This window comes from Nostoc sp., from assembly GCF_036917375.1.
Taxonomy (GTDB): domain Bacteria; phylum Cyanobacteriota; class Cyanobacteriia; order Cyanobacteriales; family Nostocaceae; genus Nostoc.
Genome location: NZ_JBALDN010000105.1, coordinates 1 through 22,240, shown reverse-complemented (window position 1 = coordinate 22,240; position 22,240 = coordinate 1). Strand labels below are relative to the sequence as shown.

Below are 22,240 nucleotides of genomic sequence, written 5' to 3'. Positions count from 1 at the left end.
AAACACATTATGACGTATTTGTAAATTGCGTAATTTTCTTTGTTCTTTGTCAAAACAAATGACAAAGGACAAAGGACAAAAAATCAAAAGAAAAAAATTTTAACGAGGAAGATCGATGTACATACTTTCAATAATTTTAGCTGTGGAGCGATCGCCCCCAGCAGGCATTTATGCCAACGCTACCAACGATGCTCTACACGCGCTCACTACTGTCGCTCAACTGGCGTGAACGCAACTGACAAACGCAAAGACCCACCAACCAACCAATTGCAGGGAAACACGAACAATGACAGAAGAAAACATTAGACAGATAGCTTTCTACGGTAAAGGCGGTATCGGTAAATCTACCACCTCTCAAAATACCTTGGCAGCTATGGCAGAAATGGGTCAACGCATCCTTATCGTCGGTTGCGACCCTAAAGCTGACTCCACCCGTTTGATGCTACACAGCAAAGCTCAAACAACCGTTCTTCACCTCGCCGCAGAACGTGGTGCAGTAGAAGATATCGAAATCGAAGAAGTAATGCTGACCGGTTTCCGTAACGTTCGTTGCGTAGAATCTGGTGGTCCAGAACCCGGTGTTGGTTGCGCCGGTCGTGGTATCATCACCGCCATTAACTTCTTAGAAGAAAATGGTGCTTACCAAGACCTAGACTTCGTATCTTACGACGTATTAGGTGACGTTGTGTGTGGTGGTTTCGCAATGCCTATCCGCGAAGGTAAGGCACAAGAAATCTACATCGTTACATCAGGTGAAATGATGGCGATGTATGCTGCTAACAACATCGCTCGTGGTGTTCTTAAGTATGCTCACACCGGTGGCGTGCGCTTGGGTGGTTTGATTTGTAACAGCCGTAACACAGACCGAGAAATCGAATTGATCGAAACCTTGGCAAAACGGTTGAACACCCAAATGATTCACTACGTACCTCGTGACAACATTGTTCAACACGCAGAATTGCGCCGGATGACTGTTAACGAGTACGCACCTGAAAGTAACCAAGCTAACGAATATCGGATTTTGGCTCAAAAAATTATCGACAACAAAAACCTGGCTATTCCTACACCCATCGAAATGGAAGAACTAGAAGAATTGTTGATTGAATTCGGTATTCTCGAAAGCGACGAAAATGCTGCCAAGTTGGTTGGTAAGACTGCTGCTGAAGCTCCCGTAGTCTAAGTCGCCGCTAAGAAATAACGCTTTAGCATAAGGAAAAAGGAAGAGTTCCATATCTTACCTTTTCCTCTCTCTCTTGCATCTCCCCCCTAACCTTAGAGGGGACTCCTAGTCCCCCTATGCCCCGATCCTTACGAGTCACAGAGGCTAAATATGACACCTCCAGAAAATCAAAACATCATCGAAGAAAGAAAAGAACTAATTAAAGAAGTTCTCAGTGCTTACCCAGACAAAGCTGCTAAAAAGCGCGAAAAGCACTTAGGCGTATACGAAGAAGGTAAGTCCGATTGCGGCGTTAAGTCTAACATCAAATCCCTTCCTGGGGTAATGACCGCTCGTGGTTGTGCTTATGCAGGTTCTAAGGGTGTGGTTTGGGGTCCTATTAAGGACATGATCCACATCAGCCACGGACCTGTAGGTTGCGGTTACTGGTCTTGGTCTGGTCGTCGTAACTACTACATTGGCACCACAGGTATTGATACCTTTGGTACCATGCACTTCACCTCTGACTTCCAAGAAAGAGATATCGTGTTCGGTGGTGACAAGAAACTTGTCAAGCTAATCCAAGAACTTGATGTACTTTTCCCTCTCAACCGTGGTGTTTCCATTCAATCTGAATGCCCCATCGGTCTAATTGGAGATGACATCGAAGCAGTAGCTCGTAAGACATCGAAAGAAATCGGCAAGCCAGTTGTACCTGTACGTTGCGAAGGCTTCCGGGGTGTTTCCCAATCTTTGGGACACCACATCGCTAACGACATGGTTCGTGACTGGGTTTTCACCAGAGCAGACCAAGCGAAAAAAGACGGTACACTTCAGTTTGAAGGTACTCCTTATGATGTAGCCATCATTGGTGACTACAACATCGGTGGTGATGCTTGGGCTAGCCGCATCCTGTTAGAAGAAATCGGCTTGCGCGTAGTCGCTCAGTGGTCAGGTGATGGCACCATCAACGAAATGTTGATGACCCCCAATGTGAAGATGAACCTCATCCACTGTTACCGGTCGATGAACTACATCAGCCGTCACATGGAAGAAGCTTATGGTATACCCTGGTTGGAATACAACTTCTTCGGCCCCACCAAGATTGCTGAATCTTTACGGGAAATCGCTTCCAAATTTGACGAAACAATCCAAGCAAACGCTGAGAAAGTTATCGCCAAGTATCAACCAACAATGGATGCGGTAGTTGCTAAGTACCGCCCCCGCTTGGAAGGTAAGACCGTTGCCATCATGGTTGGTGGTCTACGTCCTCGCCACGTTGTCCCAGCTTTCCAAGACTTGGGCATGAAGATGATTGGTACAGGTTATGAGTTCGCTCATAATGACGATTACAAACGTACCACTCACTACATCGAAAACGGCACCATCGTTTATGACGACGTTACCGCTTACGAATTCGAGGAATTTATCAAGGCGTTGAAGCCTGACCTAGTAGCTTCTGGTGTGAAAGAGAAGTACGTCTTCCAAAAGATGGGTCTTCCTTTCCGTCAAATGCACTCTTGGGATTACTCCGAACCTAGCGATGCCTACGGCGGGCTACGCGCCAACGCACTTCAACATCATATAATGCAAGGTTTTTTAGCGGCGGGAGAAAAAAGAGCCTATTTCTAGCCTAAATGCCAGTTGCAGAGTTATATAGGAACAATCTGTTTTGATGTTTTAGATAGTATAACTCTTATGGAGTCTGGTTTTAGATTTTTATTGCATTTTGCTTAAAGAAAAACTGTAAAATAAAAGACTATTTTAAATGACGATTTTTTAGATTAAATGGTGCGATTATCTTCACTTAATAAGATGATTGAGCGATGGAAAGCGTGATTAGCAAAAGTGAGAATAATTCATCTGAAGTATGTCAAACTTAAATTTGCTTTAACGTTCCGGTTGAACTACTGCCAATAACCTCTGTTACATCTCCGACCAACTTTATCAGTCCGCTCCAATCGGATTGTTAGATTAGGCTTTCGCCGTAAGTTTACAACTCCTCTACCGCTTTCATCCTGTTTTCTTTGTATAGGATTCATTTGAGCCTGAGTATAAAAACATTAGGAGAATATTCTTAAACTTCATCTTTTGAATTATCAAAAACTACAACTTGCGTAATGGGACTGTAGTTCAGGCTCCCGATCTCTAACTTTCTATCTGGAGTTACACGTAGAACCACACTTAAGGTTCCAGTACCTACAATGTCCCGTCGCCCATCTCCAGAGCCAAAGCCATCGAAAGAAGATCCCTTCTCGTAATAACTACAGTTTGTTGAAATTGTGGCATATCCTGTCTGCACAAGAGCTGATGCTGCTCGAATGGCTTCTCTCTTATCAAAAATGTATGTACGGTGAAATTCATCCCAAAGAGAGAGACTTAGCTCAACCGTGGTGAAGACTTTCAAAACTCCACTTGAATCTGAAAGATTAATCTCGAACGAGTCTCCGATAGCTCCTATCCTCACAGCATGTTTTGTACGAGAATTGCTATTGACGAGGTTTAAGAAGTCAATGATTTGTTTTAATCCTTCGTTGTCAGCAAAAACATTACATGGCAGGTATATTTTGTATCCCTGTTCTGTTGTGAAAAATTGAGGTGTCATCTTTGGAAATCTTTCTCTAACTTGGTTACTGACATAAGTGTGCAATTCATCAGTTGAAACCAAGCCATCATTATCTAAATCGGCTGCTCCTGTTCTTAGCCCTTCTACAAAGAAATGTGTGTAAACTGACAACTTGTAGTCATGTTCAACAAAGGAATACTCAATCGAATTTGAAGATGTGAAAATTGCCCGTCCTTTGCCACCAAGTTGAGCGCGAATATCAATGCTTTCATCATCTTTAATTGAAAATCTTTTGGCAAAAGCACCGCTAAAGCAACAGTCTAGCACCAATACTTGACAACAAGATCGACTGTCATTCATATTTTCATGCAATACTGCCGCAGGTACAGCAGTATGCTTTATCAAGCTACCATTTTGATTAGACATCTCCGAAAAAGAATTGTTTTGACGTAGCAGTGCTACGTCAAAACAAGGGTTCTGGGTAACGCATATTTAATTTCTGGAGATGTCTATTCTTACAAGTTGTTGGAAGTGAGAAATACAGTTTGCCCGTTTCATCTTTGATACCGTGTCCTGAAAAATAGAACAGCAATAGATCCTCTTTCTGTCGATTAGCAAATAGCCGATAAATTGCCTCTTCCACTTCATATTTCTGAGGATTTGTTAATGCAGTAATATTCTTGGTGGTAAACTCACTAGATTGTAACAACACGTGCTGCATTGCTTGTACGTCTTGAACAGCAGCAGGTAGTGGCTTTAAGTGCGATTCACTATTGTAGTCACTTACCCCAATTAGTAATGCTGCCTTGTTCATGGTTGAGCTTGTTCCCGTCGTTGGTAAAATTCTTCTGCTTGTTGCAGTAGATACTCCAAATCATCCCGATTCTTAGCTTCGCCGCTAAACTCACTACCATCAGGAGCTTTCACTGTCATTTTCAAGATTTTGTTGCCTAGTAGAGCATTGCTCAAACCTATCAACCCTTGAATAATTTTCGAGTTGTCTGCAACAAATTTGAGTGAACCCAGAACAAATCCACCACCTGTCTTAGAGCCGTTGGGCAGTATCTCTACTCCTATTAAGTCGGCTTGTTCTACACCATCAAGCTCTCGAATCTGTGGCAGAAGACGTTCCACTTCAGATTGCAGTTCTTCGCTATCAAGTTCTGGAGCCTGAAAGGTCAAAGTGATATCCATAAGAGTATTGATCTGTCCAGAAAAGTTATTTATGAGTATAAATTATCTATCGCGACCATCGCTAGGGCTTATAGAGTTTGTCATGCAACTAGCATTAGCTTTATATTTTGTCTACGACGGGCTGCGCCTACGCATTAAACCGTCCAATCCTCAATTAACAATCCAGGTACTTTGCTGAAATCCTGATGATTGCGCTTTAATAAAACTAATTTACGAGATAGTGCGACGGGCTATTCGGCGTCGCTCTCACTCGACAATAAACTAGGCGATGTCTACGACGGGCTGCGCCTACGCATTAAACCGTGCAATCCTCAATTAACAATCTGGGTACTTTGCCCAAATCCCGATGATTGCGTGTTAATAAAAGTACTTTACGAGATAGTGCGATCGCAGTAAAAGAAGTAGACTGTTGTTGCGATCGCCTCGTTGCAACACGATGTAAAGCTGTTCTAGACTTAGAAAGATGCTATGCAGTTTATAATCACCATGAGCTATCACGATATTATTACAATTGAACCGGACAAGCGAGGTGGTAAGCCTTGTATTAGACGGATGCGAATCACCGTGTACGATGTTCTAGGCTGGTTGGCAGCTGGTATGTCTCATGGAGAGATATTAGACGATTTCCCTGAATTAACAGAAGAAGATATTAGGGCAAGTCTAGAGTTTGCTGCTGACCGTGAACATCGTTTAGTTGCCTCTCTACCAAACGTTACGCGGACGGCAGGTGGTATTTGAAGCTGCTTTTTGATCAAAATTTGAGTCGTAAGTTAGTAACTCAATTAGCGGATGTTTTCCCTGATTCCAGTCATGTTCAGTTTCATGGACTGGAAGTGAAGACTGATACAGAAATATGGGAATTTGCTAAAACCAATGACTTTTGCATCGTAACTCAAGATGTAGACTTTGCCGAAAGAAGCCGTTTGTACGGTTCTCCACCTAAAGTTGTATGGCTACGCTGCGGAAATGCACCAACAAAACAAGTTGAATCTCTACTTCGCTCTGGGGTGGAGGTAATTCAGGAGCTTTTGAATAATCCAAGTCTGCATTGCTTAGAATTGTACTAAAGCTTTGCGAGGGATTGTCTGTGAAATTCAGAAGAACTAAGCCGTTGTAGCGATTTCTGCGACGGGCTACGCCCTTACTCGACAATAAACTAGGCGATGTCTACGAAATTGAAGGACATAACAATTAGGTGTATGGCTTCAAATAGCAACGCTCACGCCTACTCAAATGATCAGCTAGTTCAGTGAGCCTATAATGATGTTGCTTAATAGACTTGAGGCACAAAAAATTGCTCATTGCGAGGAGCGCGAACATAATCCTCAGCCACAGGTCTAGACGGAAGCTCTAACGGAGGAGGTGTCATATCTTCGTAAGGAACTTTGCTCAACAAATGATGAATGCAGTTGAGCCGCGCCCGTCTTTTATCATCTGCTTCAATGGTAAACCAGGGGGCTTCTGGAATATTTGTGTAAGCAAACATGGTATCTTTTGCTTTGGAATATTCTACCCAGCGATCGCGTGATTCCAAATCCATTGGGCTGAGTTTCCAGCGTCTTGCTGGATCGTGACTGCGAGACAGAAAGCGTTTTTCTTGTTCTTCATCGCTGACGGAGAACCAGTACTTGATTAAAACAATGCCCGATCGCACCAGCATTCGTTCAAATTCCGGGCAAGATTGCATGAATTCTTGATATTCTGCTTCAGTGCAAAAACCCATCACCCGTTCAACTCCGGCTCGGTTGTACCAACTGCGATCGAACAGAACAATTTCGCCTGCTGTGGGAAGATGTTGCACGTAACGCTGAAAATACCACTGAGTTTTCTCGCGATCGGAAGGAGTTCCCAGAGCAACTACACGACAGCCACGAGGATTGAGTGGATCGGCAATGCGTTTAATTACTCCTCCTTTGCCGGCAGCATCGCGCCCTTCAAATATGACGACAACCCGATAGCCGACGTGCTTAATCCAGTATTGCATTTTGACTAGCTCAATCTGGAGTTGCTCTAGTTCAGTTTCAAAAGTCTTTTTGGGAATTTTTTTGGCAAAAGTTTCTGTGCTACCATCAAAAATCCGTTTTGATTTTTTAGCTTTTTTCTTGTCTTTTGCCTTCACTAGCTTTTCTACTAAGTCTGTTGCGGTTTGAACTAGATCGTTATTTTGTTGGTTTTCAACTTCATCAATTGACATTGCTGTTACCCCATGCCATTGAATCGGCATAATTAAAGTTTATGTATAAAGTATATATTTTAACGAAGACTAAGTGTATATACACCTTTGGAAGTATGGCAATACCAAAGATGTAAAGTTTTTATTTTTTAGTTTAATCGCAGAACACAGCAAGACCTATCGAAAAGCGATCGCACACCGGACAAACCTTTTAGCTATTTATTTTGTTGTAGTTGTTTAATTTTTTCTATCAACAGACGAACTTGAACAGGTTTGTTACGAAACCAATCTGTTGACCAAATGCGGTGAATTCTCCAACCTAGCCTTTCAAGCACTTATTATAGGTTTTAATCCTTGATTTATAGAGCTTTGAGGTTAATTGGCTGATATGTCTATTGTTAGATTGCTGACGCTGCTCTATTTTATTGACGCTCACGTTCTTGAGCTAGAGTCTTTCGGTAATCAGCAGCCTCAGCAACTTTTGTAAAAGTTATCTCCGACCTACAGATTTTAAGTTCTGCATCTGTTTCTCGTACAACTTTGACTATTTCTTCTAACGAAACTCGGAAAAACTCTTTTCTCTTATTCTCTTTGTTCATTCTTCTAGTGTGAAAACACCTGTGTAAGCGAGATTCAAGCTCTGGAGCATTTTCACAAAAGATCATAGCGTGAACATCAAAAGGGAAAGGAACAGAAGCATCACTTAGCTCTTTAACTCGTTCCATTGGTTCAAGCCTGCGTGTCATACCGATCTTATAGACATCTTCACCAAAGGAACCAATATTTGAAATGATGTAGATGTGTCCAGATTTAGTCAGTTGAGCTTGAGAGATAGCCCTCTCTTTATTTGCTTCTGCCTCTGCAAGCCGCTTTTGTAACTCTTCGATTTGGCTAAAGAGTTTCTGCTGAACCTTTCCTGTCGCTGATTCTATGTCTCTACGGGCTTTTTCCAGCGCCTCTTCATAACGACACTCCTCACGTTCAGCCTCCTGTTTAGCTTTCTCAAGATCGCGTAATGCTTTTTCCTCTTCACGCATTTGTTCACGAATAGTACGCTGTTCTTCCTGTTCCTGATATTTTTTCTCTTGATATTCGTGGGTTAACCAAAGTTCTTCTAATTTGATATCTAAGTACCGTGGTGCAACCTCACAGTGTGTAGTTTGAGACAGCTTATTCAAGTCTCCATAGGTTTTTCTAATGCGATTTTCCATTGTTTCGATATTGCTGTACTTGACTTTTGCTACAGAGGCATCACATTCGCCATTGAAAGCGCGAAGAACCAATTTGAGAAAATTATCGGTCATTTTTTTGCCTTCTTTCACACTGCCGCCAACCGACCATTCCGTATGACAGACAGCAGCTTGCTTATCCTTAATCATCTGTTTCTGCTGGGCACGAATCTTGTCCAAGCGTTGCTTGTACTCTTCAGCCTCTTGAAAATCATACTTGGATTCGTAAAACCCGAAAGCTTCAAAAATTTCTTGCTCTTCAAGTCCTTTAAGTTGTGCCCTAAGCCCTGAGATTTTAACAGATAGTTCTCGCTCGTCCGTCTCTGCCTGTTTGTCAAGTTGTTTAATTCGATCTGTCAGGACAGTGATTTGCGTGTCTAGTTGCCTAGCAGTATCTTCTCTGGATATAAGTCCTCCATATTTCCGATCTGCTTCTTGTAATCGCTTGTCTGTTTCCTTTAATCTCTGTTGAGCTACTGTATAATCGTTTTTGCGTTGCTGTAGCTGTTTAGCCACCAAAGTAAGTGCAGTTGCTAATCCAATGGACACGAAAAATAATAGATATGTCATTTATTTTTTTATAGATTTATGGAAGTATATATACTGAAGGGTTCAGCTAACCGGAGACAAGCAACTTTTTACAAGTTTGATTAGGCGCGATCGCAAACATTTTTTCACAATTAAATTCATCAATATGCGACCTAACCCAACTCTCAATCTTTAATAACTAAATCATTGCGGATTCATCCGAATCAAGTCTGTCAAAATACTATCCAAACTGCCGTTAACTTGAATCCGATCGATCTTCTCTGCAATGCGTTCTAATACTTCGAGTTCTTTTAAACGCAATGCAACGGGGTTATCCTCCATCACTTTGGCTGTGTTTAGCATACTGCGGGTAGCAGCAGTTTCTTCTCTACGTCTGACTACGTTTGCTTGAGCGGCTTTTTCTGCCTCGACTACCTTGCTCAAGATAGTCTTAATCTCGCCAGGTAAAATAATATCTTTGACACCTACAGAATCAACTTCAATTCCATAGTCTGCTGCTTTTTGGCGAATATATTCAGAGATGCTTCTATCAATTGCACCTTTATCTTCTAATAAAGCGTCTAAGTTGCGTTCGCCAACCGCACCACGCAAAGCAAACTGTAATTCTTTGTATAAGAACCCGGAAATATCTGATAAGCCGTTTTTTGCCCTCAGTGGGTCTTGGATGCGGAAGCCTGCCGTCAAATTCAACCGCAGAGGTACTTTATCTTTGGAGAGGATATCTTGACCGGATACTTCCATATTTTGTAGTCGCAGGTCAATGGTTTCGGTTTGAAAAGAGCGGCCAAATAACCACCAAGCGTGTGTACCTGGCGATCGCAGTCCTTGAAACTCTTGATTAATGTATACTAGTCCCACGTGTTGTGCTGGCACTTGGCAAATATGCAAACAGTTACGACTGAGCAATTTCACTTCTGTTGAACCTTCAACTAACTCAGCCACTAAGTTAGGCTGTAACTGAGCATCAGCGCTGATGTCAAGAATTTCCACTGCAACACCCTGCCAAAATAGCTTGCGGCTGGTAGGTGGCAAAATAGAAATCACTTTTCCTCTATATCGCACAATTGCAACTTGCGAAGCCAGTAATTGCACGGTTTCACAGTAAGCAGCAATAAAGTCGGGATGTTTTTCAATGAGTACATCTTCCAGGGGAAAGTCTGGGTTAGGGATAATCCGGCTGAGAATTCGGACTGTAATACCGATTTCGTTAGGTTTGATATAAAACGTTTCCCACATAGTGATTTGCATAAAGAATTTGTGTGATAGCTTAAGTAAGCTAGGCGATTACAACTAGCTAAGAAGATTAGAACAACACATTTATAACCTTGCTTGAACTCAAATACCACCGATGTCTCACGGCTTAACTACTGGAGTATACAGAATTTATCTAGAGGTTCTTTAGGCTTTACAACCCTTTAAACAAAGGCTAAAAAATTAGTTTTAGCAGCTTGTACTACTATATACTACAAAAGATTTGTTTACTCTGCCAGTGCAGGTTTTTACAGTTCCGGTGCGGGCAAAAGCTTCTCCAAAGCTGGATTAAGATTGCTGTTACTTTTCCCAAATTGCTCAATGGCAATCTAAAAAAAGAGAATCGCGCTCAAATATGCCGTTCGCTTTGCCAATTCAGAATCCCCAAAGGAAAACCAGATGTAGGAAAAGGAAGGAACATACTCAAGTTAGGGAGAGATACAGTTGCGCTAGCTCTTTTACTGTTATAAATACCTGCATGACAGAGTAGAAAAAACAAGAAGTTTTTTGATTGGGTCTTTTTCAATACCCAATAACTCTGCGGCCTTGTCCCTAACAAGGTGCCCGTACCCAGGGCGAGGGTTTTTGGTGAAAGTATAGGAATCGAACCTATAACCAATCGGCGATACACCGATCGCTCTACCAAATGAGCTAACTTTCATGGTGAAATAGTTGAAAGTACTGGGCGGTATACGCTATTACCAGAGGTTAGCGTACCAGTTGGGTATACAGAACCCAAACTACAGCTTTGCGACTTTGTTACTATCTCGGTTCAAATCTAGCACAGGAAAAAAGTTAAAAGAGTGAATTCCATTCGCGCGGACTATTATTGGCTGAGATACACTTAAATAAGTCTTTTCTAGCTAAACAAGCAGCTTTAAAAACGTACTTCATCTTTTGGGGAGTGACCATATTTCTGCTTGATACGTTCCACGCTTGATTTAAATTCTGCACCTTTGTTCGGGTTAATCATTGCTACATAATTTGCAAACCCGGTAATTGCGGCAATTAAATTAGTTGATTTTCCCCAAGTTTTTCCTGATAAACCTTCTTGTTCTATTTGATATAGAGTTGCGCGAAAGGCTTTTAATGTCTTTTTAGATATATTTAATTGCGTATTTACAATAACACCTGTTACTTCTTGCTGCACTGATTTACCGGAAATCTTAGTTTTACGATCGTTAACGGTAAAATTTTCACTATTAATAATAAATTTAGTATTTTTAATCAAATTAGATATTTTGGACGATGTATCCTCAGAAGCAGAAAATGTTAAATCGTCAGCGTACCGCGTATAGCAAAACCCAAGATTTTCAGCGATCGCAGCAAGACGACTATCGAGATTACGGCAAACTAGATTAGAAATCGCAGGACTTGCAGGCGAACCTTGAGGTAAATAGCGGTTTTCTGAAGCTGTATAGTTAATTTGTCCATTTATTGCTATTTCAGCAGTTGTACAAAGCAAACCGAAAATTGTCGCCGTAGGTTCTGAATAACCAAAACCAGAAAATAATTCTTTGACACGTTTGTAAGAAATTGACTGAAAAAAATTCTGTAAATCAATATTGATTATTACATTTGCACCAACATGGGGTTTAGCATTGGTGACTATCGAACGATTTTTACAAAAACCGTGCGCTGCATTATGAACTTCTAATTTCTCTAAAATATTCTCTAGAATCCACCTTTGAGCAGCTTTAAGTTCGGGCTTTGGTGCAGAAATAATTCTTTCTCCACCTGTCTTTTTTGAAATTCTGAAAGGTAGGTAATGTTTAGTTAGGGATGTACTAGTTGTTAAAGAGTGCAGTTTTTCTAAGCTTATCCCCATTGCAAAGGCTATTTCTTCGGCAGTATTATATTCAGCTAAACCATGCGATGCCTGCGGCGGGCGTAGCCATCGCAAAAGTGCTAAATTATCAGTTTGCAACTTTTCTAGATTACTTTCAGTCGCTAATGAAGTAGTGCTTAGATTTTTGCCGTACATCATACAAAATATTTTTTTACTCTGCAAGTGCAAGTGTTTACAGTTTAGGTGTGGGCCAATGCTTCTCCAAAACTGGATTAAGATTGCTGTTACTTTTCCCAAACTGCTCAATGGCAATCTCGAAAAAAGAACTGCGCTCAAATATACCGTTCAATTTACCAATCCAGAATACCGAAGGAAAACTAGATGTAGAAAACGAAGGGACATACTCAAGTTAGGGAGAGATACAGTTGCGCTTACTCCTTGACTGTGGCTACCGAACATCACCCTTACGAGTAATGACCGACAGCAGAACACTTGCACCGCAGAGTTGAGAAAATGAGGGGTCTCGAATCTGTTAAGATCCGTACCATATTGGCTACCTTGGAAGGGTATTGTCTTTTGACCCGGACAGGGTTGGGTGAAAGTATAGGAATCGAACCTACAACACATCGATTATGAGTCGATTGCTCTACCAGTGAGCTAACTTCCTGGGGTTTGATACAGGACTCGAACCTGTGACCAATCGATTATGAGTCGATCGCTCTGCCAACTGAGCTAATCAAGCAATATAGTTTAAAGTACTCGGCGATATACGCTCATACCAAAGATAGGCGCACCAGTCAGGTAGATAAAACCTGAACCATAGCTTTGTAACTTTGTTACTATCCCGCTCCAAATTTAGCATACCGGGACTGGGAATTGGTTCATAATTGCCTTCTGCTCTCTGCCTTTTTTTGTAAATTGCCGTGCTTCTTAAGGATTGCGTAGGCGCAGCCAATGATAGACATTGCTCATTTTTTGCCCAACTTCACTTTGGAGCATTGCTCACCATAGATTTGAATCAATGCCTGCCTTCATAGAATTTATGAGGGATTTAATCATGGAATTGGGTAGAAGTCAGAAAAAAGTAAGTGAGGAGATTTTTTGACTCTAGCAATTTTACGTAAAAAGCCTCTTAGAGCTTTCGGTAAATTTGCTGCGATGAAAATTCATCCACTAAGAGCTAGACGGGCAGTATCAAAACCTTATATTCTAGAGCATTCAAGCTGAGTTTTTTTAAATCAATCACATTGTACTGGGTGTTTGAGTAACCAACTTAATTAACTTTTGCAGATCCACTTATATTTTTCCTCAACCTTACAGAAGCTATAGAATAGCAGCTAAGTATTTTTCCCCCAATTCAAAATAAAAAAACCAGTAAATACTATCAAATTAATCAAGAAGAAAATTCATCAGTTTCCTCGATTATTTTTTTATTGAAAACATGAATAATAAATTTATTCGCTAGAAGGAACTAACCCAAAAAGCAACTACCTACTAGCTGAGAAGTCCACTTTGAATTTTTTGAGGATTATTATGAAACTACATTTTGCTTTAGCTTCTGCCTTAGTTTTCGGTGCTACTGCTGCTTTCGTACCTGCTGCTTTTGCAGGCACCACAGCTACTGTGCCAATCTCAGGTACAGTTACCTCTACATTGAATATTTCAGCTTTCGCTACCACTGAAGCTAGTAGTCTCGACCTGTCCACTCCCAACGAGGCAATCGTGAAAGTGGCTGACCTCGCTATCGATACCAACAACTCTACAGGTTACACATTAACCGCTAGCTCCGGAAATTTAAGCAACCCCGACTCAGCAACTCCCATCAGCTATCAAGTAAAAGTGATTGACGGTACTGCATCTGCTCCTGTCACAGGAGACTTCACTGTTGCTAGTGGTACTGACTTAAGTTATGGAACCTCTGGAGCTAATGCCAGTAGTACTAATGGTAAGTCTCTATATATCAAATATACCCCAGCTGGTCTTCAAGATCCAGGCGCTTACAATGGAACAATTAACTTAAGTGTTGCTGACAATTAAGAAATAATGGTAAGGGTAGCGTTGTTAGCTACCCCGATCTTCAACTGGCTAAACATCACGAAAGCATAGTTGCAATCTTTAACAATCCCCGTGTTGAAGAACTGTGGGATGAATTTAGACAGAATATTCTTGGGTAGAGAGTACACAGGAGGCAGGGAGAGAAATTTTATCGAGTTGTTATTATCCCTCAATTCGACAACGCCTTACTTAATCCCTATTATGGCTTGGCGTGATGTGCAACTTGGAAAAAAATCTCACTCTGCAATCCCCTTATTTACGCTTTTTTTCTGTTATCGACACAGGTTACTATCTAACTACATTTCTCTAAAAGCGAAGGTGAAAAAAGTTGCACATCAACTAACTTCCGTGCAAACAAATAAAACTCAATAGAGAAAAATGGCTATGAGACTGGCAATTAAGCAGAAGTTAGTTTCTTTATTACTGCTTCTAGCTGGTATGCAACCTGCTTTTGCCCAACCTTCGATTACGGTATCTGCTAACACTAATAATAGCAATCTCAATCTAGCAGGCGAGGGTAATAACTTAGAATATATCGTTAAAGTAGCAACATTAGCGATCGCAGAATTTGGTGTTAATGGTTTTACGTTAACGATTAGTTCAGATAGTTCTGGAAATTTAGCAAAAGCTGACGGTAAAACTCCGATTCCTTTTCAAGTCACCACAGTTCCTGGGGGTTCACCTCCTCCAGGAGTGGCTGCTTTCTCCACTCCATCGGGAAATAACTACACACTCCCCTCAAATTTAGCCTCACTAGATTTATACATCAAATACACACCAGCAGTTTTGCAAGACCCCGGTAATTATAATAGCAGTCTGAATTTAGATGTAGTTGATAACGAGTAGTCTGTCTGATTAATTTTGAATGATTCTAATAAACTAAAAACTTTTGATCGTGCCAATTTTAGATTTTAGATTATTTCAGTTCATGCCCCGCTCCTAGTGGGCAGAACAAATCCAAAATTTAAAATCCTCAAGCCCCATACCCTTACGATCGCGATCAATCCAAAATCCAAAATTTAAAATCTAAAATGAGTTGACTGATTTGCTGTATTAGTTTTCTGCTTGAACGCAGAGATGAAACACCGCATCAATTCAATTCAAAGTTTTGGTTGTGAGTAAGACCATAGTGACTGATAGCTACAGATGATATTGTTCGCTGTTTTAAAAGTGCGATCGCACCAGCATTATTGAGATGTTAATACTATGAAATTTTCATTACGACACATTGTATTTACTTGTTTGTTAATCTTTTTGGGTGTACAACCCGCTTTAGCATTTAAATTACTGCCGATGTCTAGAGTATTTACTCCCAGTGGTTCAGGCGCAACTCAGTCCTATGAAATTGTGAACGATGCCAATGAACCACTAGCGGTAGAAATGTCTGTAGTCAAACGACAAATGGATATACAAGGTACAGAAAGCTACTCTGATGCTGATGATGATTTTCTGATTTATCCACCACAAATTTTGCTGAAAGCTGGCGAAAAACAAACTGTGCGCGTAACGTGGGTAGGTGATTCTAAACCAACATTAGAACTAGCATATCGTCTGGTAGCGCAGCAAATGCCAATCGAATTGCAGCTTAATCAAAACAATAAAACAAGGACTGTAGGCCAAGTAAAAGTATTAATGCGCTACATGGGTTCTGTTTTTATCCGTCCCCAAAATGTACAACAGAAAGTAGTGGTAGATACCGTAAAACTGCAAAAAGGTAATAACGGTGTCAATGAGTTAGCTATTACCTTAAACAATCAAGGTAATGCTCGTGCAATTTTGAAAAAGCCGAGTTTACATCTGACTATTCAACAGCAAGGAACAACACTTGATCTGAACTCCGAACAACTAGCAGCAATAAACAATGCCGTTATTCTTGCTGGAAACAAACGTCGCTTTGTGATTACTTGGCCTGTTGGTTTACCTGTAGGAGATGTATCAGCAACCTTAAATTTTGAGCAACAAAAGTAATAACCTTCTTTCGCTGACAATTTCCAGCCCCAAACTCTGAAAAAATGCAATGTCGATACCTAATTTTATTTATGAGTTGTGCATTGGTGCTATTTACCACACCAATTTCAGCACAAACTCAACCAGAAAAAACTACTAATAAAGAAAACAAAGAAGAACTATTTAGAAAAGTCTTTGGGAGAGCGCCAACGACTGGTATCCAATCAGTAGTAGTTCCTTTTTTTATTGATGGACAACAAAATGGTCAGACTACTATTTTGTTGTCTACTGGTGGTATAGCCGCAATTCGTTTGCAAGCAGCACCAGTCCTAGAAGAAATTGCCAAATTTATCCGTCCTGATCTACAAAAACAACTGACAGCAGGAATTGATAGTGAAGGGAATCTCTCCTTAGATGTGTTGCAACAAAATGGTTTAATAGCAGCCTTTAATGAGCGAACATTAGAATTACAAATCCAGATTCCACCCACACAGCGAAAGACAAATATTTACCAATCTAGACAGCAAGGCATACCTCCAGAAGCAGAAAATGCCCTGCCTCCTAGTACAGTTAGTGGCTATATCAATTTGCGTGGTGGAGAAGAGTTTATTTGGTCAGGGAACCAGGCAACAAGTTTAGAGCGCCAACCACTACAGCTAGATGTAGAGGGAGCTGTGAACGTCAACGGCTGGGTGTTAGAAGGAAGTAGTAATTTTGCAGAAGGAGCAAACACTCCTTTCACAAGAGGTGATTTGCACCTAGTTAAAGATAACCCCGCTAGTTCGCTGCGCTACGTTTTTGGTGATGTTTCTACCCCCGTTACTGGCTATCAAAGAAGCATACAAATGGCAGGAGTTACCGTGGCGAAAAACTTTTCCCTACAGCCGTATCGAGTAACAAGACCCATTAGCCAATTTGAATTCTTTTTAGAAACACCATCAAAGGTTGAAGTATTTGTTAACAATCGTTTAGTAAATACTTTACAATTATCTGCTGGTAAACAAGATATCCGCGACCTACCTCTGGCTGTTGGTGCTAACGATATCCAATTGTTAATTACTGATAATGTAGGACGTGTTTCTCGACTTAACTTTTCTACTGCTCTGGCTAACGATTTACTCGCCCCAGGTTTACAACAATTCGCCTATGGCTTTGGTTTCCCTGCTCGTATAGAAAATGGAATTTATACTTATGATTGGCAACGTCCTACACTTTCATTATCTCATCGTTGGGGTTTATCTAACAATCTGACAATGGGCGGATACTTACAAGGCGATGCTAAACAACAGATAGCAGGTATTGAAGGAATTATGGCAACGTCTTTAGGAAATTTGGGTTGGGATGTTGCTTTTAGTAATGCCAATGATTTTGGTACTGATTATGCTGTTAAATTACGTTACAACTATTTTAAATTTGGTAACAATAATCCTTCCCAGCGGACATTCAATATCGCTATAGAGCATCAGGGTGCGAATTTTATGTCTTGGGCAAATGAGGCTAACAATAAGTATAGCTGGGATATTTATGCTATTTACGGTCAAAAAATATTCGATGAAATTAATACTAATTTAAGTGCCAGATATCAGTTTGGAAATGGCAGTACACCTGACAAGCGAACAATTAATCTTAGCCTGTCAAAAAATTTTAGAAATGGCTTGAGGATTAATTTTAATATCAGCCAAAGTCTTGATAACACTGGACAAGATGAGCAACTTGCTTACATCAGCTTTTCTTGGTCGAGAACCCAGCAACAACAATCAATACGCAACAACATAGAAATTAGCAATTCTGGAATAGATAATCAAATGAGTTGGAACTATAATTCTCCAAAACCTCTTGGTGGAATTATCAGTTCGATAAATGCTTCAAAAAATCCTAATATTTCTCAAAGCACTGGTCAGTTATCTTACACAAATTATCGGGGAAAAATTGATATTTCTCATGCATTATCTACCTTAAATGATGGCAGTAGCAGTAATAAAACCAAGTTAACTTTTGGTACAGCTTTAGTTTTTGCTGACGGCTATTTTGGCTGGTCGCGTCCTGTAGAAAATAGTTTTGCTTTAGTAGTACCTCATCATAACTTAGAAAATCAAACTATTGGAATTAACCCTGCTATAAATGGCTATACTGCACGCATCGATCGCTTAGGCCCAGGAATTGTTACTAATCTCCAACCCTATAACGTTTCTAATATTAAAATTGATAGCTCAAATCTGCCTTTGGGATACGATATAGGCAAAGAATATTATACAGTTTTACCAAGTTATAAAAGTGGTACACTGATTCGTGTTGGTACAGATGCCACAGTTTTCCTCAAAGGCAGGTTGCTATCAGTTGATGGCAAAGCAGTTGCCCTACAATCTGGTAAGATTATTTCGCTTTCAGACCCTAATTGGCAAACATTAACGCTATTTACTAATAAAGCAGGTAAGTTTGCATTACCAGGGTTAAAGCCAGGAAGCTATGAAATGCGTTTGCTTGGCGATTTACAGCAGGTAGCGCGGTTTCAGATTCCTGCCAATCAAGCTGGATTATATGATATTGGAACTTTAACAATCTCTACCCAAACAGCATCAAATTAGCTATCATATCGTGTCTGACAAATTACCCATAATCAAAGAAACCTTCCTCGCTATTTCAGGGAGGTTAGCTCAAGCACAGCTTTGGCTCTTTGGGTTCTCAGGTATTATGCTTGATTACCCAGACATGATATTCAGGGATTTCCAAAGCATAAAATCACCGGACGATCGCTCTCTGGCCAGTTATGCTTTCACTGGGAGCCTAATTACAAACTCAGTACCCTCACCTAAAGCTGAATTGACGGCGATCGCTAACAGGCAAATTGGCAAGAGGCAAAGAATTTACCTTTAGCTTTCTTCAAAAATCTCAATTTATCCCCCAAATATGCAACGCCCAAACAACCTGTGTATACACACCAAGATATCTCAACAGTCCGCTTCAAAAAAGAAAGCATAGCGTTTTTATTGGTATCTTCCAAGCAAGTTTGAGCAATCATTCTTGGGCTTCAGTCTGGAAAAGCTAAACCAGTCATGGGATCACGGATATACAACCCTAATGTGAGACTACGTATTGCTTCATCCCAAACGGGTATTAGTTGTTCTGCTTGATCTGCCCAATAATCGAATGTAATTAAACATTGAACATTCGACCCCAAACCAATGCAAGTCCGTGAAAAAGCTTCGCGTGGTTCTTCTTGAGTGTCAATGAACTTCATCTCTGTCCAGACAATTCTTGCAGTTTGACGCTTGACAGTAATTATTTCTCCCCTCTCAATGACGTTGCGGCTGTCGTCTTCCAGGACTTTCTTCAACGTGGATTTTAGCGGAAACTGGCTCCAGTCGTTAGGTGGCAAACGATTAAAAGATACTTCCAGACAGCAATCATCGTTGGGCGGTTTTTTATCCATGAACTTGAAGGATTTATCTTGTGGCTCAAACACCCAATTTTGGGGAACATTGAAACGAACAGCGCCTCGATCTGCTACAAAAATTTTGTAACCTGATGGAGATTCCCAGCGATGGTCAGGTTTTAGTTCAAGCGTTTCTTTTATCCACTGAAGATTGCTCTTTTTACGCTTTGCCATAGTGTTTCTGCATTTTCTGCTAAAGAGGGCATTACTGATAACGGTTGCGAGTCCAGCGAGCGTCCGCAGGAGCGTCATAGCCCGTCGTAGACATTGCCATTTTTGTTAATGTTACCAAATTGCTATGATTTTGAATAACTCTTATATTAAATAACTCTTATATTAAATAAAATTTTAGAGATTTTATATCAAGGACTAAGGTAAGTGTAACGTTGTGATTAAACTTTCAGCTTTTAACATTAAAATCTTAGCAGCAGTGTTCATGGTTATGGATCATGTGTGCTATTTGCTAATGCCAGAGTTCGTCATCTTGCATTTTATTGGGCGATTGAGCTTTCCCCTTTTTGCATGGCTTTTAGCTAAAGGCGAAAAACACACCTGAAATGTATATCGCTATGGAGGCAGACTATTAATTACAGCGATTATATCTCAGCCAATCTGGCGATCGCAAAAAATTTGCTGCATCTTACTAATAAACGAAGCGAGCGCTTGCATTAGACAGATTTCACTTTGTTTAGCCCAACCTACGGCTAAAGATAAATCTGTTGCAAGACATATAGTAACTAATTTAAGCAATTACCAAATTCTATATTTTATTGCAAAAAAATTAACCCGTATATCTATTTACATAGATAGATGCTAAATAGTTAAAACATCTTACTTTAGAAAGATAGCTTTTCCAGGAATTACTTCTATTTGACCATAAATTGAAAAATAAATAGTAGATATACATTTCCTTCAATGATATTCATCAGATAAATATTCTAAACCTTAGTCTTTTATTAACGTTTACCAGTTATGATGCCAGAGTGAATGATCGTGATTCGGATTTGGATATCTAGAGATAATTGTGTCATCCAAGAAAAATGCTCTAGATTTATTCCCTAAGCTGCAAAATTGTAGCCGAAATCAACTACTGAATAGCTAAATCTTTAAGGTAATAAGCATGAGTTATACTATCGATTCCGCACGCAATATTTTCTCTAGCACTCAAGTGGCAGATGCTGTTCCAGCTACTACAGCAATGTTTGCTAAACTCAACATTGAGGATCAACTAGCATTTCTTTGGTATGCCTACGCTGAAGTAGGTCGTACAATTACTCCAGCTGCTCCCGGAAAAGCAAATCTCCAATTAATGGAAGGTATATTCAACGATATTAAGCGGATGTCTCATGAAGAGCAAACGCAATTAATGAGTGATTTAGCGAGTAATGCTGATACTCCTATTAGCCGTTCTTATGCATACTTTGGTGTCAATGCCAAGCTGGGATTCTGGTGGCAGTTAGGAGAGTGGATGAAAGAGGGTATCGTTGCTCCTATGCCAGTTGGCTATCAAATGTCAACTGAAGTTAAAGCAGTGCTAGAAGCTGTTCAGAAAATCGATCAGAGTCAGCAAATTACTGTACTACGCAATACTGTAGTAAATATGGGGTATGATCCGTCTCTGGCTAATAACAAACAAGCAGAAGTCATAAACTTTAAGTTCCCACGTGCATCTGCCACTCCCCAATTTACTATTGAAGGAGTTACAGAACCAACAGTGCTGAAATACATTGAAGCCATGAATGCAGATAACTTTGAAGCTGCTGTTGCTTTATTTGCTAATAATGGTGCGCTGCAACCACCTTTCCAAAAACCAATTGTTGGTCGAGAAGCGATCACTTCCTACCTACGAGATGAGGGACAAGGGTTAGTAATGAAGCCAACTAAAGGCGTTTCGGAAACTATAGAAGATGGTTACACACAGCATAAAATTACTGGTACGGTCGAAACTCCTTGGTTTGGAGGTAATGTAGGGATGAACATTGCTTGGCGATTTTTACTCGATCCTCAAGGTCAAATTTACTTCGTGGCTATTGACTTACTTGCTTCTCCCAAAGAACTGCTTAACCTAACTCGCAAGTAAAACCTCTTTGTCTGAATACAAAAGCAATTGCGCTTGTCTAAGATGATGTTTTAAAAGGGTTTTTTGCTCTCATAGTTAGCAAAGCATTGTATCTTAATACATAGCTAAAACCTTAATTTGGCGTTGTACTTAACTCAGTGCAGAACTAAAAAATTATCACTTTTGGGACTTTTAAAACATCCTCTAAGCGCCATTACGATCATCAAATAAAATTTCAATCAATGCTCGGTTCTAGGTGAACCGAGCTTTAGTCAAATGTAGGTAAACTATTGTAAGTTGCCTGTTTACCAACTCAGTACTGAGTGCTGTTAGCGGTAGCGGGGCGTTTATCCCGTGCTGAGTGCTGATTAAATTTAAGAAGTACTCAGTACTTCTGATTACGGTAAAAGCCCCGCCAGCAAGGGAGGCGGAGCCTCTAGGACGGCATTCCCAGTCTGAGACTGGGAACGAGATGTTGCGATCGCACTTATACAAGCAACTGGGTTAATGCGATCACAGTTATTTTTCTTCTATCTCAACTTTTTTCACTTGTCAGTGAAGCTTTCAATCTATGATACAGATGAAGCACAAACACAGCATCTTCCCGAATCGTACTACCATTACAACGATCGCAACTAGCCATTGCAGCTTAAAAATATAGATAAGGTCAAATTTAGTTAGCAAAAGCAGCTTTTACTTTCTCAAACCCCAGTTTGCTTTCTCATTTTGGTGTTTTCCGCAAGCAAAAGCAGCTTTTACTTTCTCAAACCCCAGTTTGCTTTCTCATTTTGGTGTTTTCCGCAAGCAAAAGCAGCTTTTACTTTCTCAAACCCCAG

The 22,240-nt window shown here is 40.4% G+C and carries 21 protein-coding genes, 3 tRNA genes and 1 pseudogene; 14 read left to right on the top strand and 11 right to left on the bottom strand.

The window, feature by feature from the left end; genetic code table 11:
• Window positions 1-286 precede the first annotated feature (286 nt).
• Together nifH and nifD are read left to right on the top strand one after the other, a co-directional pair.
• Window positions 287-1,180: a nitrogenase iron protein gene (nifH, locus tag V7K45_RS28365; RefSeq protein ID WP_322639553.1), complete on the top strand. Its 894-nt coding sequence runs from the start codon at window positions 287-289 to the stop codon at window positions 1,178-1,180.
• A gap of 150 nt (window positions 1,181-1,330) precedes the next feature.
• Window positions 1,331-2,791, top strand: a complete 1,461-nt coding sequence (gene nifD / locus V7K45_RS28360) for a nitrogenase molybdenum-iron protein alpha chain (protein ID WP_335008607.1) — start codon at window positions 1,331-1,333, stop codon at window positions 2,789-2,791.
• Window positions 2,792-3,236: 445 nt separating this feature from the next.
• Here nifD and V7K45_RS28355 read toward each other — a convergent pair whose 3' ends face one another.
• The 3 genes from V7K45_RS28355 to V7K45_RS28345 are packed head-to-tail and all read right to left on the bottom strand — an operon-like array spanning window position 3,237 to window position 4,919.
• Window positions 3,237-4,151, bottom strand: a complete 915-nt coding sequence (locus tag V7K45_RS28355; RefSeq protein WP_335008605.1) for a caspase family protein — start codon at window positions 4,149-4,151, stop codon at window positions 3,237-3,239.
• 37 nt (window positions 4,152-4,188) lie between these two features.
• Window positions 4,189-4,539 carry a caspase family protein gene (locus V7K45_RS28350; protein ID WP_335008603.1) on the bottom strand — a complete coding sequence of 117 codons (351 nt, stop codon included), beginning with the start codon at window positions 4,537-4,539 and terminating at the stop codon, window positions 4,189-4,191.
• Window positions 4,536-4,919 carry a sugar ABC transporter permease gene (locus tag V7K45_RS28345; protein ID WP_335008601.1) on the bottom strand — a complete coding sequence of 128 codons (384 nt, stop codon included), beginning with the start codon at window positions 4,917-4,919 and terminating at the stop codon, window positions 4,536-4,538. The genes V7K45_RS28350 and V7K45_RS28345 overlap by 4 nt, the downstream gene beginning before the upstream one ends.
• Window positions 4,920-5,108: 189 nt before the next feature.
• On the opposite strand from V7K45_RS28345, the gene V7K45_RS28340 reads away from it, so the two are divergent.
• The 3 genes from V7K45_RS28340 (at window position 5,109) to V7K45_RS28330 (ending at window position 5,986) form a co-directional block, all read left to right on the top strand.
• Entirely contained in the window at window positions 5,109-5,315 is a 207-nt protein-coding gene (locus V7K45_RS28340) for a hypothetical protein (RefSeq protein WP_335008599.1), read from the top strand.
• Window positions 5,316-5,405: 90 nt separating this feature from the next.
• A complete protein-coding gene (locus tag V7K45_RS28335; RefSeq protein ID WP_094349937.1) occupies window positions 5,406-5,657 on the top strand; it encodes a DUF433 domain-containing protein in 252 nt (83 codons plus the stop codon).
• Window positions 5,654-5,986: a DUF5615 family PIN-like protein gene (locus V7K45_RS28330; protein WP_335008597.1), complete on the top strand. Its 333-nt coding sequence runs from the start codon at window positions 5,654-5,656 to the stop codon at window positions 5,984-5,986. Before V7K45_RS28335 ends, V7K45_RS28330 begins: the two co-directional genes overlap by 4 nt.
• 203 nt (window positions 5,987-6,189) lie before the next feature.
• On the opposite strand, the gene ppk2 is transcribed toward V7K45_RS28330, so the two are convergent.
• The gene (gene ppk2 / locus V7K45_RS28325; RefSeq protein ID WP_335008595.1) at window positions 6,190-7,143 is read right to left on the bottom strand and encodes a polyphosphate kinase 2; all 954 of its coding nucleotides are present in this window, start codon (window positions 7,141-7,143) and stop codon (window positions 6,190-6,192) included.
• A gap of 43 nt (window positions 7,144-7,186) precedes the next feature.
• Between ppk2 and V7K45_RS28320 the strand changes: the two genes are divergently transcribed.
• Entirely contained in the window at window positions 7,187-7,333 is a 147-nt protein-coding gene (locus tag V7K45_RS28320) for a hypothetical protein (RefSeq protein ID WP_335008593.1), read from the top strand.
• Window positions 7,334-7,514: 181 nt separating this feature from the next.
• Here the strand turns inward: V7K45_RS28320 and V7K45_RS28315 are convergent, their stop codons facing one another.
• From V7K45_RS28315 to V7K45_RS28290, 6 genes and pseudogenes are all read right to left on the bottom strand, one after another.
• Window positions 7,515-8,891 carry a DUF4041 domain-containing protein gene (locus V7K45_RS28315; RefSeq protein ID WP_335008591.1) on the bottom strand — a complete coding sequence of 459 codons (1,377 nt, stop codon included), beginning with the start codon at window positions 8,889-8,891 and terminating at the stop codon, window positions 7,515-7,517.
• 162 nt (window positions 8,892-9,053) lie between these two features.
• A pseudogene (locus tag V7K45_RS28310) lies at window positions 9,054-10,067 on the bottom strand (slipin family protein); the annotation flags it as partial.
• A gap of 642 nt (window positions 10,068-10,709) precedes the next feature.
• Window positions 10,710-10,782 (bottom strand) — tRNA-Ile (locus tag V7K45_RS28305).
• Window positions 10,783-10,998: 216 nt separating this feature from the next.
• Complete coding sequence (locus V7K45_RS28300) at window positions 10,999-12,207, bottom strand: reverse transcriptase family protein (RefSeq protein ID WP_335008589.1); 1,209 nt, start codon at window positions 12,205-12,207, stop codon at window positions 10,999-11,001.
• A gap of 295 nt (window positions 12,208-12,502) precedes the next feature.
• Window positions 12,503-12,577, bottom strand: a tRNA-Met gene (locus V7K45_RS28295).
• Window positions 12,577-12,652: transfer RNA gene (locus V7K45_RS28290), tRNA-Met, on the bottom strand. The genes V7K45_RS28295 and V7K45_RS28290 overlap by 1 nt, the downstream gene beginning before the upstream one ends.
• 791 nt (window positions 12,653-13,443) lie before the next feature.
• Between V7K45_RS28290 and V7K45_RS28285 the strand changes: the two genes are divergently transcribed.
• The 5 genes from V7K45_RS28285 (at window position 13,444) to V7K45_RS28265 (ending at window position 18,786) form a co-directional block, all read left to right on the top strand.
• Window positions 13,444-13,947: a hypothetical protein gene (locus V7K45_RS28285; RefSeq protein ID WP_335008588.1), complete on the top strand. Its 504-nt coding sequence runs from the start codon at window positions 13,444-13,446 to the stop codon at window positions 13,945-13,947.
• Window positions 13,948-14,349: 402 nt separating this feature from the next.
• Complete coding sequence (locus V7K45_RS28280) at window positions 14,350-14,811, top strand: hypothetical protein (RefSeq protein ID WP_335008586.1); 462 nt, start codon at window positions 14,350-14,352, stop codon at window positions 14,809-14,811.
• Between the two features lie 360 nt (window positions 14,812-15,171).
• Complete coding sequence (locus V7K45_RS28275; RefSeq protein WP_335008584.1) at window positions 15,172-15,933, top strand: fimbrial biogenesis chaperone; 762 nt, start codon at window positions 15,172-15,174, stop codon at window positions 15,931-15,933.
• A 44-nt stretch (window positions 15,934-15,977) separates the two neighbouring features.
• Window positions 15,978-18,497, top strand: coding sequence for a fimbria/pilus outer membrane usher protein (locus V7K45_RS28270; protein WP_335008582.1), 2,520 nt, complete (start codon window positions 15,978-15,980; stop codon window positions 18,495-18,497).
• Window positions 18,498-18,507: 10 nt separating this feature from the next.
• Complete coding sequence (locus V7K45_RS28265) at window positions 18,508-18,786, top strand: hypothetical protein (RefSeq protein ID WP_335008580.1); 279 nt, start codon at window positions 18,508-18,510, stop codon at window positions 18,784-18,786.
• Window positions 18,787-18,940: 154 nt separating this feature from the next.
• On the opposite strand, the gene V7K45_RS28260 is transcribed toward V7K45_RS28265, so the two are convergent.
• Complete coding sequence (locus V7K45_RS28260) at window positions 18,941-19,519, bottom strand: hypothetical protein (protein WP_335008578.1); 579 nt, start codon at window positions 19,517-19,519, stop codon at window positions 18,941-18,943.
• Window positions 19,520-19,733: 214 nt separating this feature from the next.
• Here V7K45_RS28260 and V7K45_RS33105 point away from each other — a divergent pair, with 214 nt between their 5' ends.
• The 3 genes from V7K45_RS33105 to V7K45_RS28250 all read left to right on the top strand — a co-directional run bounded on the left by V7K45_RS33105 (window position 19,734) and on the right by V7K45_RS28250 (window position 22,043).
• Complete coding sequence (locus V7K45_RS33105; protein ID WP_442942063.1) at window positions 19,734-19,901, top strand: TraX family protein; 168 nt, start codon at window positions 19,734-19,736, stop codon at window positions 19,899-19,901.
• Window positions 19,902-20,465: 564 nt separating this feature from the next.
• Window positions 20,466-21,425, top strand: a complete 960-nt coding sequence (locus tag V7K45_RS28255) for an orange carotenoid protein N-terminal domain-containing protein (RefSeq protein ID WP_335008576.1) — start codon at window positions 20,466-20,468, stop codon at window positions 21,423-21,425.
• 486 nt (window positions 21,426-21,911) lie between these two features.
• Window positions 21,912-22,043 carry a hypothetical protein gene (locus tag V7K45_RS28250; RefSeq protein ID WP_335008574.1) on the top strand — a complete coding sequence of 44 codons (132 nt, stop codon included), beginning with the start codon at window positions 21,912-21,914 and terminating at the stop codon, window positions 22,041-22,043.
• The last annotated feature ends 197 nt before the right edge of the window (window positions 22,044-22,240 follow it).

What these genes read in the sequence shown, in the direction of transcription:
- V7K45_RS28335 (WP_094349937.1), top strand. Translation starts at nt 5,406, where the DNA reads ATGAGCTATCACGATATTATTACAATTGAACCGGACAAGCGAGGTGGT.
- nifD (WP_335008607.1), top strand. Translation starts at nt 1,331, where the DNA reads ATGACACCTCCAGAAAATCAAAACATCATCGAAGAAAGAAAAGAACTA.
- V7K45_RS28260 (WP_335008578.1), bottom strand. Translation starts at nt 19,519, where the DNA reads ATGGCAAAGCGTAAAAAGAGCAATCTTCAGTGGATAAAAGAAACGCTT.
- V7K45_RS28270 (WP_335008582.1), top strand. Translation starts at nt 15,978, where the DNA reads ATGCAATGTCGATACCTAATTTTATTTATGAGTTGTGCATTGGTGCTA.
- ppk2 (WP_335008595.1), bottom strand. Translation starts at nt 7,143, where the DNA reads ATGCCGATTCAATGGCATGGGGTAACAGCAATGTCAATTGATGAAGTT.
- V7K45_RS28275 (WP_335008584.1), top strand. Translation starts at nt 15,172, where the DNA reads ATGAAATTTTCATTACGACACATTGTATTTACTTGTTTGTTAATCTTT.
- V7K45_RS28255 (WP_335008576.1), top strand. Translation starts at nt 20,466, where the DNA reads ATGAGTTATACTATCGATTCCGCACGCAATATTTTCTCTAGCACTCAA.
- V7K45_RS28345 (WP_335008601.1), bottom strand. Translation starts at nt 4,919, where the DNA reads ATGGATATCACTTTGACCTTTCAGGCTCCAGAACTTGATAGCGAAGAA.
- V7K45_RS28250 (WP_335008574.1), top strand. Translation starts at nt 21,912, where the DNA reads ATGCGATCACAGTTATTTTTCTTCTATCTCAACTTTTTTCACTTGTCA.
- V7K45_RS28315 (WP_335008591.1), bottom strand. Translation starts at nt 8,891, where the DNA reads ATGACATATCTATTATTTTTCGTGTCCATTGGATTAGCAACTGCACTT.
- V7K45_RS28350 (WP_335008603.1), bottom strand. Translation starts at nt 4,539, where the DNA reads ATGAACAAGGCAGCATTACTAATTGGGGTAAGTGACTACAATAGTGAA.
- V7K45_RS28355 (WP_335008605.1), bottom strand. Translation starts at nt 4,151, where the DNA reads ATGTCTAATCAAAATGGTAGCTTGATAAAGCATACTGCTGTACCTGCG.
- V7K45_RS28285 (WP_335008588.1), top strand. Translation starts at nt 13,444, where the DNA reads ATGAAACTACATTTTGCTTTAGCTTCTGCCTTAGTTTTCGGTGCTACT.
- V7K45_RS28280 (WP_335008586.1), top strand. Translation starts at nt 14,350, where the DNA reads ATGAGACTGGCAATTAAGCAGAAGTTAGTTTCTTTATTACTGCTTCTA.
- nifH (WP_322639553.1), top strand. Translation starts at nt 287, where the DNA reads ATGACAGAAGAAAACATTAGACAGATAGCTTTCTACGGTAAAGGCGGT.